The following is an 11,402-nucleotide window of genomic DNA, read 5'->3' on the forward strand; positions in this document are numbered from 1 at the left end:
CAAGGCGATGTAAGCGGCAGGGTATAGAGTGTCAACGGCAGGCCCCTTCACGGCCAAGGAATAGGAAGGTTTCAATGCGTAAAGGTCTCACATTTCTGCGCGGTATGGCGGTCGCTGCCTGTGCCTCGCTGCCGCTGACCGCCGCAGCAGCACCGCACGCCAACACGGTGGTTGCTTCGGTCAATGGCGAAGAGATCACTATCGGCCACATGGTCATGGCGCGCGAAAACCTGCCGGACCAGTACAAGCAGCTGCCGGATGAAGTGCTGTACAACGCCATCCTGGACCAGCTGATCCAACAAACCGCGCTGAAGCAGCAATTGCATGGTGAAGTGCCGCGCTATGTCGAGCTCTCTGTTGAAAACGAAGAACGCGCCATGCTGGCTGCGGATGTGATCGATACAGTCATGGACGAGGCCAGCAGCGAGGGCAAACTGCGTGCCGCCTATGATGATAAGTACTCCACCGGCGAAGGCGGCGATGAGTTTCACGCCGCGCACATCCTGGTGGAAAGCGAGGAGGACGCACTCGAGGTCAAGGCAGAACTGGATGCCGGCGCCGATTTTGCTACGCTGGCAAAAGAACGCTCCACCGGTCCCTCCGGCCCAAATGGCGGTGATCTCGGATGGTTCACCACCGGACGCATGGTCCCGGAATTTGAGCAGGCGGTCTTGAAACTGCGTTCGGGTGAAGTGTCTGGGCCGGTTCAGACTCAGTTCGGTTGGCACATCATTCTTCTGAATGAGCGCCGCAAAACCGAAGCGCCCGAGTTTGAAGAAGTGCGTGCTGAACTGGCTGATGAACTGCGCAAAAATGCTATCGAACAGCGGGTGGACGAACTGACCGCCGCCGCAGAAATCCAACGGCCTGAGATTGAAGATCTGGATCCGGCCATTCTTAAAGACATCAGCCTGGTAAGGAACTGATCATGGCGAAATCCCTGCCCGTCTCACCGCTGGCACCTGCCAGCTTTCCCGATCTGCCGGTCATCAAGGGCGTGCGCTTTGCCTCCGCCGCTGCCGGGGTGAAATATCAGGGCCGCACCGACGTGATGCTGGCGGTGATGGATCCGGGCACCTCGGTCGCCGGGGTATTCACCCGCTCCAAGACCCGCTCTGCCCCGGTTCTGGATTGCCAAGCCAAACTTGGCGGCGCTGCGGATGCCGGTGCGGCCATCCTGGTGAACTCGGGCAATTCCAATGCTTTCACCGGCCACTACGGGCAGACCTCGGTGGCGGAGATCACTTCCGCGGTTGCGGAGGCCTCGGGCATCCCGGCGGAGCGTGTCTTTACCGCCTCGACCGGTGTGATCGGGGAGCCGCTGCCGCATGACCGGATTGTCGCGAAGATCAGCGAGCTGAACGATGCGCTGGACGAGACTGCGCTGGAAGGCGCTGCCAAGGCGATCATGACCACTGACACCTTCGCCAAAGGTGCCAGCGCAATGGTCGGGATTGAAGGTAAGACCGTCAAGATCGCCGGCATTGCCAAAGGCTCTGGTATGATCGCGCCGGACATGGCGACGATGCTGGTCTATATCTTCACCGATGCGAAGGTGGAGCAGGCGGCCCTGCAGGCGCAATTGGCGGAGATCTGCGACCGCACCTTCAACTGCATCACCGTGGACAGCGACACCTCGACCTCCGACAGCCTGATGCTGTGCGCAACCGGCGCCTCGGGCGTGGATGCCACCGGCAACGCGGAATTTGCGGCGGGGCTGGAGCGGGTCATGCTGGACCTGTCGCACCAGGTGGTGCGCGACGGTGAAGGCGCAACCAAGTTCGTGGAAATCCAGGTCACCGGTGCGGCTTCGGACGCGGATGCCAAGGTGCATGGCCTGGCGATTGCCAACTCGCCGCTGGTGAAGACCGCCATTGCCGGCGAGGACCCGAACTGGGGCCGTGTGGTGATGGCTATCGGCAAGTCCGGCGCCGCAGCGGACCGGGACCTGCTGTCTATCTCCTTTGGCGATGTGCTGGTGGCGGAAAAGGGCTGGGTCTCGCCGGACTACAAGGAAGAGCTGGGCGCGACAGAGATGAAGAAGCAAGAGATCACCATCAAGGTGGATCTGGGTCTCGGCAGCGGTCAGGCCACCGTCTGGACCTGCGACTTGACCCACCAGTACATCTCTATCAATGCGGACTACCGGTCATGAAAACTGTTCTGGTATCCGCAGTCTCTCTCATCGATGTGGACGGCCGGGTGCTGCTGGCGCAGCGTCCCGAGGGCAAGTCGATGGCGGGACTGTGGGAATTTCCCGGAGGCAAGATCGAGCCCGGTGAGTCTCCCGAGGCAGCGTTGATCCGCGAGTTGCACGAAGAACTGGGGATCGGCACCTGGGCCTCCTGCCTGGCGCCACTGACCTTTGCCAGCCATTCTTATGAGGACTTCCACCTGCTGATGCCTCTGTTTGCCTGCCGCAAATGGGAAGGCATCCCGCAGGCCAAGGAAGGACAGACCCTGAAATGGGTGCGGCCGCAGGACCTGCGCGACTATCCGATGCCGCCGGCAGACATTCCGCTGATCCCGATCCTGCGCGACTGGCTGTAACGCGCGTGCCCCCGCTGCCCAGGGGGCACCATTGATCCGTAGAATATTTCCGCTTCTTTTCCGAGTGTTTAACTGCAGCCTTCGGGTCCGGTAATATTTTGTTAATCAATCTGATCAAGCATCAGGATACAGACCAAACCACTAACCAGAATTGCAGATAGGCAGGAATTGACCATGCTTAGAACAATTGCAGTAGGCAAGTTTTCCCTGGTCCAAGGCAGTTTCATACGGGCATTCTCTGACGGGAGCATAGAAGTGCGGGTTGGCACGAAAACATATCACGGCCAACCGGTGACACCTGTCTCCTGAACCGCCACTCACGCACATCAGTCACCAGAAGGGCAGCCGCACTGGCTGCCCTTTTTCTTTTGCGCCTGCAGCAGTAGACGCAGGCTCAGGGAAGAGAAGGCTAGAGTGGCCAGACCGGCATTCTGAAAAAGGAACCAGCTGTTTTCGGCGGCTATCTTCTTCTGTCCGCCTAAGCAAATTTGCGGTGCAGCAGCGGTGGCCCAGGACTAATGGGCCCTCTATTCCGGTAGAGCTCCGCGGGTACCGCTTCTCCGGCGTACTTTCACCTGCAACTCCAGAGAAGACGGCTGACTATAGCCCCAGGCGCAAAAAAGGCCCCGGCAGCAGCGCCAGGGCCTTTCCTATTTTCGGATCACGGCCTGATCAGTCGAGCGTTCGGGTCACTTCCTCGCGCTCGAAGATCTCGATAACATCATTCGGACGGATATCATCGTAATTTTCGAATGCCATACCGCATTCCTGACCGGACTGAACCTCAGAGACTTCGTCCTTGAAGCGCTTCAAGGTCTTCAGCGTGCCTTCGTGGATCACCACGTTATCGCGCAGCAGGCGCACGCCGGCGGAGCGGCGGGCAACGCCTTCAGTGACCAAGCAGCCGGCAACCTTGCCAACGCCTGTGACCTTGAAGACTTCCTTGATCTGCGCGTAGCCGATGAAGTTTTCGCGAATCTCCGCCGACAGCAGACCAGAGGCTGCGGCCTTCACGTCGTCCACCAGATCGTAAATCACCGAGTAATAGCGGATCTCCACGCCCTTCTGGTTGGCGGTGTTGCGGGCCGAGGCATTGGCACGGACGTTAAAGCCCATGATCGGCGCACCGGAAGCTTCGGCAAGGCCAACGTCGGTCTCGGTGATCGCACCGACACCAGAGTGAAGCACGCGCACACGCACTTCATCGTTGCCAATCTTTTCCATCGCCTGAACGATGGCTTCGGCAGAGCCCTGAACGTCGGCCTTGACCAGGATTGGCAGCTCGGAGACGTTCTCGTCTTCTTTGGCCTTGGCCATCAGCTGTTCCAGAGTGGTCGCGGCACCAGCAGCGGCGCGCTTGTCCTTGGCGGCCTGCTCGCGGTAGGCGGCGATTTCACGCGCCTGCGCTTCGGTTTCTGTCACGTTCAGAACGTCACCTGCCTCCGGCGTGCCGTTGAGCCCCAAAACCTCGACCGGAACGGATGGGCCGGCTTCCTGCACGCGTTCGCCCTTGTCGTTGATCAGCGCACGGACCTTGCCGTACTGCTCCCCCACAACAAAGATATCGCCCTGGCGCAGCGTGCCGTTCTGAACCAGAACAGTGGCAACGGGGCCGCGGCCCACATCCAGTTGCGCTTCAATCACGGCGCCCTGTGCGGCACGATCCGGGTTGGCCTTGAGTTCAAGGATTTCCGCTTGCAGCGCAATGGCTTCCAGCAGCTCATCCAGGCCCTGCCCAGTGACAGCCGAGACTTCCACATCCTGCACTTCACCGGACATCTGCTCCACGATCACTTCGTGCTGCAGCAGGTCGGTCCGGACCTTCATCGGATCAGCGGCCGGCTTGTCGATCTTGTTGATCGCCACAATCATCGGAACTTGCGCCGCCTTGGCGTGGTTGATGGCTTCGATGGTCTGCGGCATCACCGCATCATCCGCGGCCACAACCAGGACAACAATATCCGTCACCTGCGCACCGCGAGAGCGCATCGAGGTGAAGGCCGCGTGACCCGGAGTATCCAGGAAGCTCAGCACCGTGCCGCTTTCGGTGGTCACCTGATAGGCGCCGATATGCTGGGTGATGCCGCCGGCTTCGCCTGCCACGACGCGGGCGTCGCGGATTGCATCCAGCAGCGAGGTCTTGCCGTGGTCGACGTGGCCCATGATGGTGATCACTGGCGGACGCGGCTTCAGGTCTTCGTCCTTGTCCTCGACCTCCTTGATGACGTCCTCGACATCAGCATCGGAAACACGGGTCACCTTGTGGCCGAATTCCTCAATGATCAGTTCCGCGGTATCGGCGTCGATCGACTGGTTCTGGGTGACCATCATGCCCATCTGCATGAGCGATTTCACCACGTCGGCTACGCGTTCCGCCATCCGGTTGGCCAGCTCGGAGACCACGATGGTTTCCGGCAGCTGCACGTCGCGCACGACCTTTTCCCGCTCAACTGAGCCTCCCATGGCCTTTTGACGCGCACGCTCCTGCTTGCGCTTCATCGCAGCCATCGAACGCTGGCGGTTGCCTTCACCGCCGGTTGCCTGGCCCAGGGTCAATTTGCCGGAGCGGCGGTTGTCGTCGCGGCCCTTGCCGCGCGACGGGCGCTGCTCGCGTTCACGCTCTGCTTTGCGCGGGGAAGCTGCAGGTGCGGGTTTGCTCGGGGCAGGACGCTCCGCCTTTGCCGCGGCAGGTGCCGGCGCGGCAGCGGCACGCTTGGCCTCTTCTTCCGCCTCAATGCGCTTACGCTCTTCCTCTTCGGCCTTTTGACGGGCCCGCTCTTCGGCTTCGCGCTGCTCGCGTTCTTTGGCTTCCTGTTCCGCCCGGCGGCGCTCACGCTCCTCTGCGCGCGCCTTCTCCTCGGCTTCGCGCTGCGCGGCTTCCTCTGCCTCGCGGGCCTTGGCGGCCTGCAGCGCCTTCAGGCGGCGCTCCATTTCTGCGTCACTGATGCCGGCAGGCCGGCGCGACCCGGATGTGGAGGGTGCAGCACCGCTGCCCCCCTTGGCCGCACCCGGCTTGGGAACCACAACGCGTTTGCGCTTGGTTTCCACCACGACATTCTTGGTCCGTCCATGGCTGAAACTCTGTTTCACGTTCCCCGGACGGGAACCCCCACGCAGACCCAGTGTCTTTTTGCCGTCACTATCGCTCATAAAGCTACTTATCCTTCCGTGCGGCCGCTGCCGCCCACCATTTCGCGCAAACCTTGCAGTCGTTGCGCCTCATCTACAACACGTTTGCTGAGTCCGCCAGAGGCGAGGGCGGCATGGATCGCAGTTTGGCGCCCAAATGCCATTCCCAGCTCGTCCGCCGTGAGGCAGCCGATGAATTTACCCTTGTAGGGCGTGCTCAGCTTCGACTTACCGCGCCCCGACCCATCAGAAGCCTGGATCAGAACCCGCGCTTCTTCCTTGGCCAGCCAGTCTTTGACCCTCTCAAAGCCAGACACCGCATCGCCCGACTTGCGCGCCAAGCTGATCAATTCGATCAGCCGGCGGACGATCTGGCGCTCGACTTCCTGCACCAGTTCCTCCGGCACTTGGACCTGCGCCTTAAAGCCGCGGGCAAACAGCTTCTTCTTCACTGCTGTGCCCAAAGCCTCGCGGGTGGAAGCCACATAGACACCGCGGCCGGGCAGCTTGCCCATTACATCGGGCACAACCTGGCCCTCAGGCCCCATCACAAAACGGATGAGGCCCTGTTTGGGCTGGGTCTCGCCGGTTGCGATGCATTTGCGCTCGCTCTCGCCGGTCCGGTCTTTTGTGGCACCGCCGCGTGTCATTCAGTTCTCCTCTGCAAGTCCTGAAATCAGGCCTCGCCTTCCTCTTCGCCGGCGTCTTCGTCTTCAGCTGCTTCCGCCTCCAGCTCTGCCGGATCAACCCAGCCCAGCATGATGCGGGCAGTCATAACGAGGTCCTGGGCTTCTTCCAGCGATACGCCGAAGGGTTCTAGAATACCGTCGTCCTTGACCCGCTCGCCGCCATCGGTGGTCCAGCCGCCCGCCAGTTCCCAGTCAGCGCAGGTCGCGAAATCTTCCAAGGATTTCACGCCGTCCTTGGCCAGCGCTTCGACCATCTGCGGGGTCAGTCCTTCAAACTGGATCAGGCTGTCTTCCGCGCCCAACTCACGGGCCGCATCCAGCGCCGCCTTTGCCTGGGCTTCCAGGTAGTCACGGGCTCGGGCTTGCAGTTCCTCGGCAGTGCCTTCATCGACACCATCGATTACCAGAAGTTCGTCCAGCTCGACATAGGCAACCTCTTCAAGGTTGGTGAAGCCTTCCGAGACCAGTAGTTGGGCAAAGAATTCGTCCAGGTCGAGGGTTTCCATGAACAGCTTGGTGCGCGCCTCGAATTCCTTCTGGCGGCGTGCCGACTCCTCTTCCTCGGTCATGATGTCGATGTCGAGGTTGGTCAGCTGCGACGCCAGGCGCACGTTCTGGCCGCGTCGGCCGATGGCGAGCGACAGCTGCTCTTCCGGCACCACGACCTCGATCTTGCCGGCTTCCTCGTCCAGCACCACCTTGGTCACTTCGGCCGGCTGCAGCGCGTTCACCAGGAAGGTCGGCTGATCCTCGTTCCACGGGATGATGTCGATTTTCTCGCCCTGCAACTCGTTCACCACGGCCTGCACTCGGCTGCCGCGCATACCGACGCAGGCACCGACCGGGTCGATCGACCCGTCGTAAGAGATCACGGCAATCTTGGCGCGCGAACCAGGGTCACGGGCCACGGCCTTAATCTCGATGATGCCGTCATAGATCTCCGGCACTTCCATCTTGAACAGTTCGGCCATGAACTCGGGTGCGGTGCGGGACAGGAAGATCTGCGGGCCGCGTGGCTCACGGCGCACGTCCTTGATATAGCAGCGCACGCGGTCGTTCGGGCGGTAGCTTTCGCGGCCGATCTTCTCGTTGCGGCGCAGGATCGCCTCACCGGCACCCACGTCGACGATGACGTTGCCGTATTCTTCGCGCTTTACCAGACCGTTGATAATAGTGCCGGCGCGGTCCTTGAACTCTTCGTACTGACGGTCGCGTTCAGCTTCGCGGACCTTCTGCAGAATCACTTGCTTGGCCGACTGGGCGGCGATGCGGCCCATTTCGACCGGCGGCACTTCCTCGACATAGGTCTGGCCCACCTCAGGGTTCGCCATGTACTGGCGCGCCTGCTCGACGGTCATTTCGGCCTGGTAGTTTTCCAGCTCATCATCGGCAACAACGGTGCGCACGCGGGTAAAGGTGGCGCGGCCGGTTTTGCGGTCGATCGACACGCGGATGTCCATCTCGGCGCCATAGCGGCTCTTGGCCGCGCGGGCGAGGCTCTCTTCCATCGCCTCGATCACCAGACCGGGGTCGATCATCTTTTCGCGCGCCACGGCCTCGGCGGTTTGCAACAGCTCCAGCTGGTTTGCAGAGGTGATAGCCATTACTTGTTCTCCTCGTCAGACTCTTCGGTCTCGATTTCGTCGAATGCGTCTTCGTTCAGCGTGCCGGCCTCTTTGCGCTGGCGCAGCATTTCCTTGATCAGCTCATCGGTCAGGACCAGCTTGGCATCGCTCAGCCAGTCGAATTTCAGACCGATGGTCACCGTCTCGCCCTGATCGTCGATGTTGATCAGAACCTCATCGCCCTCAGTGCCCGCAAGTTCGCCCTTGAAGCGGCGGCGGCCGTCGACCAGCTCGGCGGTTTCCAGCTTGGCCTCGTAGCCTTCGAACATCTCGAAGTCCTTCATCCGTGTCAGCGGACGATCGATACCGGGGCTGGAAACCTCCAACGCATAGGCGTCGATGATCGGGTCCTCAACGTCCAGCACCGCACTTACGGCGTTCGAGATCTCGGCGCAGTCATCCACCTCGATGCCGCCATCCGGCTTGTCCGCCATGATCTGCAGCGTGGTCGCCTTACCAGACATCAGGCGGATTCGCACCAGCTCATATCCCAGATCCTCGATCACCGGGGTGACGATCTCGGCCAGGCGCCGGTCGATGGCAGCTTTGGCAATCAGGTCGTTGGTCATCAGACCTCCACTTGGGGTGTGCAGACAGGCCGCCTGCAAACACAAAAAAACGGGCGCGCGGCCCGTCGATATTCCCGGTGGAGCCTTGAGCCAGAGGTTCAACGCGCCGCTGTTGTCAAAGGCATATAGGGGGGATTGGGGAAAACTGCAAGGCTTGTGTTCCTAAGCGCCGGAACGCGCCATCAAACCCGCCACCAGCGTTCCGCAATACGGCCATCATCCAAGGGCGTTAGCTGACCGACTTTTCGCGGAATGCCGACATCACGGCGGGCCGCCAAAGCCATGTCGCTGGAAGACGGATGGTACAGGAACTCGCCACGCTTCAGCAGCCCGCGCGGTTCCGGCAGCGCCGCCACATCGACAAAGCCGTCGCGCAGGGCTTCGGCCCGCACCACGGCATCGGGAATCACGATGATCTCCACCGCATCGGCCCAGCCGGCACTGCCAGCCTTGTAATGGTCCGCCACTTTCGAAGCCCGGAAGTGGCGGCCCTCCTGGGCACGCTCGACACGGTAACAGCCTGTTCCCACGGCCTCAGAAAGCGCCTCCGGACAGGCACCGCCGGAAGCTATCAGAAAATTCGAACTGGCCAATAGGTAAGGCAGATGCGGATTGGGCCGCGCCAGTTCCAGAAGCAGCTGATGCCTGCCCAAGGCAGCGGCAGCCCGCACATCCGCCCCGGCGACACCAACCGCCTGGAGTGACACAGCGGCCTCTTCCGCGGTCAGCGGCGTGCCATCATGGAACGCAACCCCTTCGCGCAAATCGAAGGTCCAAGTTCGCGCGTCCGGTGCGGACTGCCAGCCGGTGGCTAGCTCCCCGCGCAGCAGCCCGTCGGGAGCGATCTCAGTCAGCGTGTCAAATATCGCACCGCGGGCCGCTTGCTCCAGCATCCCGCCTTCCCGCGGCACGGCAAGGCGCAATACGCCACCAGCCTTGGGTGCCGCATCAACCGACCCTCCAGCCGCCGCCAGCAAAGCTGCAGCAGCACCCGAGGTAAACAGCGCGCGGCGGTCAATGCGCGTCATGGCACAAGTTCTCCAGCTATCCGGTCCATCGCCCGGACCAGTTCAGCGCTGATTCCCGGCTCGGACAAAGCATGGCCGGCATTGCGCACCATCTTCAACTCCGCGTTCGGCCACAGTTCGCTCAGCCGCCAGGCGGAGGACGGCGGGCAGATCATGTCATAACGGCCCTGCACGATCACTGCGGGAATATGGGAAATACGCCCCATGTTGGCAAGAATTTGACCGTCATAATCGAGAAAGCCGCCATTGCTGAAGTAGTGGTTTTCCAGCCGGGCAAAAGCGCGCGCGTAGTCGCCAGGGCTTTCACCGCTTTGGCCGTTCGAATGGACGGAAGCCAGCGCATTTTCCCAGGCGGACCAAGCCCGGCCATAGCGCACCTCTTCCTCCAAATTCCCCGAGAACAGCCGCTTTTTGTAAGCAGCAATCATATCGCTGCGCTCCGCATCCGGAATCAAGGAGACGAATTTGGCCCAAGTCTCCGGCCAGAACTTGCCGGCGCCGCCGCCATAAAACCAGTCCAGCTCAGCCTTGGTCATCAGGAATACACCGCGTAAGATAATCTGCTGCACCCGGTCCGCATGGGTCTGGGCATAGATCAGCGCAAGGGTTGCCCCCCAACTGCCGCCGAACAGGATCCACGAGTCAATTCCGAGCTGGGTTCGAATCAACTCCATATCGGCAACCAGATGCCAGGTGGTGTTATTTTCGCATGAGGCATAGGGGCGCGAGCGGCCACATCCGCGCTGGTCGAACAGGATGATTCGAAAGACATGCGGATCGAAGTAGCGCCGCATCGCCGGGCTGCTGCCCCCGCCGGGGCCGCCATGGCAGACGATCACCGGGATACCGTTCGGGTTGCCGCTTTGCTCCGCATAGATGCGGTGGCCCTGGCCTGCGTCGATCATCCGCTGGTCAAAGGGCTCGACCGGCGGGTAAAGATAATGCACAGCGCGCTTTTGGTCCGGGTATCTATCCATTACTGACCTTAGTGAAACGTCAGACTACAAAAGAGCACACGGAGACAGGAATGCAAGCGCCTCAGTCCACGGTCGACCCTGCGGAAATTGCCAAATTCGAGGCGATGGCAGCGGAGTGGTGGGATCCGAACGGCAAGTTCAAGCCCTTGCATATGCTGAACCCTTGCCGTCTCGACTACATTACCAGCCAGATCGCCGGCGAATTCGGCCGCGACCTCACGTCACAGCGCCCATTCGAAGGACTGAGGCTCTTGGATATCGGCTGCGGGGGCGGCCTGCTGAGCGAGCCGATGGCACGGCTGGGCGCTACCGTGGTCGGCGCCGATGCTGCCGGGGGAAATCTGCCAGTCGCCCGCATTCACGCCGAACAATCGGGGCTCGATATCGACTACCGCCACACCACCGCCGAGGCGCTGGCTGAAGCCGGTGAGCAATTCGACGTGGTGCTGAACATGGAAGTAGTGGAACATGTCGCCGACCCGCTGAGTTATCTGACTGCCACCAAGGAACTTCTGAAACCCGGCGGCCTGGAAATCTGCTCGACAATCAACCGCAACCCCAAGAGCTTTGCCATGGCGATTGTCGGGGCCGAAGTGATCATGCGCTGGCTGCCGCGCGGCACCCATGAATGGTCCAAATTCATCACGCCGGATGAATTGTTTGAACTGTTACAAAAGGCCGGTCTGAAGCCGGTGGACCGCAAGGGGTTCTTATTCAACCCGATCACCTGGAACTGGTCTATCTCGGAACGGGATCTGTCGGTCAACTATGTGACCGCCAGCGTGAAATCCGTCTGAAGGCGCCTTCAACCCCGCCCTTTCGCTTGCGTCCTATA

At 61.2% G+C, this 11,402-nt stretch carries 10 protein-coding genes; 4 read left to right on the plus strand and 6 right to left on the minus strand.

Features of this window, described 5'->3' with window-relative positions; all coding sequences use genetic code 11:
- Positions 1-74: 74 nt before the first annotated feature.
- The 3 genes from KUV26_RS11890 to KUV26_RS11900 are packed head-to-tail and all read left to right on the plus strand — an operon-like array spanning position 75 to position 2,550.
- A complete protein-coding gene (locus KUV26_RS11890) occupies positions 75-926 on the plus strand; it encodes a peptidylprolyl isomerase (protein WP_222508476.1) in 852 nt (283 codons plus the stop codon).
- A gap of 2 nt (positions 927-928) precedes the next feature.
- Positions 929-2,155, plus strand: coding sequence for a bifunctional glutamate N-acetyltransferase/amino-acid acetyltransferase ArgJ (gene argJ / locus KUV26_RS11895; protein ID WP_222508477.1), 1,227 nt, complete (start codon positions 929-931; stop codon positions 2,153-2,155).
- Positions 2,152-2,550 (plus strand): (deoxy)nucleoside triphosphate pyrophosphohydrolase, encoded by a 399-nt coding sequence (locus KUV26_RS11900; RefSeq protein WP_222508478.1) that lies wholly within the window; start codon positions 2,152-2,154, stop codon positions 2,548-2,550. Before argJ ends, KUV26_RS11900 begins: the two co-directional genes overlap by 4 nt.
- A gap of 672 nt (positions 2,551-3,222) precedes the next feature.
- Here KUV26_RS11900 and infB read toward each other — a convergent pair.
- From infB to pip, 6 genes are all read right to left on the minus strand, one after another.
- Positions 3,223-5,700, minus strand: a complete 2,478-nt coding sequence (gene infB, locus KUV26_RS11905; RefSeq protein ID WP_222508479.1) for a translation initiation factor IF-2 — start codon at positions 5,698-5,700, stop codon at positions 3,223-3,225.
- Between the two features lie 8 nt (positions 5,701-5,708).
- Entirely contained in the window at positions 5,709-6,329 is a 621-nt protein-coding gene (locus KUV26_RS11910; protein ID WP_222508480.1) for an RNA-binding protein, read from the minus strand.
- Positions 6,330-6,355: 26 nt separating this feature from the next.
- A complete protein-coding gene (nusA, locus tag KUV26_RS11915) occupies positions 6,356-7,972 on the minus strand; it encodes a transcription termination factor NusA (RefSeq protein ID WP_222503622.1) in 1,617 nt (538 codons plus the stop codon).
- The gene (rimP, locus tag KUV26_RS11920) at positions 7,972-8,562 is read right to left on the minus strand and encodes a ribosome maturation factor RimP (RefSeq protein WP_222503623.1); all 591 of its coding nucleotides are present in this window, start codon (positions 8,560-8,562) and stop codon (positions 7,972-7,974) included. Before rimP ends, nusA begins: the two co-directional genes overlap by 1 nt.
- A gap of 182 nt (positions 8,563-8,744) precedes the next feature.
- Positions 8,745-9,590, minus strand: a complete 846-nt coding sequence (locus KUV26_RS11925) for an ABC transporter substrate-binding protein (protein ID WP_222508481.1) — start codon at positions 9,588-9,590, stop codon at positions 8,745-8,747.
- Positions 9,587-10,567 (minus strand): prolyl aminopeptidase, encoded by a 981-nt coding sequence (pip, locus tag KUV26_RS11930; protein WP_222503625.1) that lies wholly within the window; start codon positions 10,565-10,567, stop codon positions 9,587-9,589. The genes KUV26_RS11925 and pip overlap by 4 nt, the downstream gene beginning before the upstream one ends.
- Positions 10,568-10,617: 50 nt before the next feature.
- Between pip and ubiG the strand changes: the two genes are divergently transcribed.
- A complete protein-coding gene (gene ubiG, locus KUV26_RS11935; RefSeq protein WP_222508482.1) occupies positions 10,618-11,364 on the plus strand; it encodes a bifunctional 2-polyprenyl-6-hydroxyphenol methylase/3-demethylubiquinol 3-O-methyltransferase UbiG in 747 nt (248 codons plus the stop codon).
- Positions 11,365-11,402 lie beyond the last annotated feature (38 nt).

Source organism: Leisingera daeponensis (assembly GCF_019801465.1).
GTDB lineage: Bacteria > Pseudomonadota > Alphaproteobacteria > Rhodobacterales > Rhodobacteraceae > Leisingera > Leisingera daeponensis_A.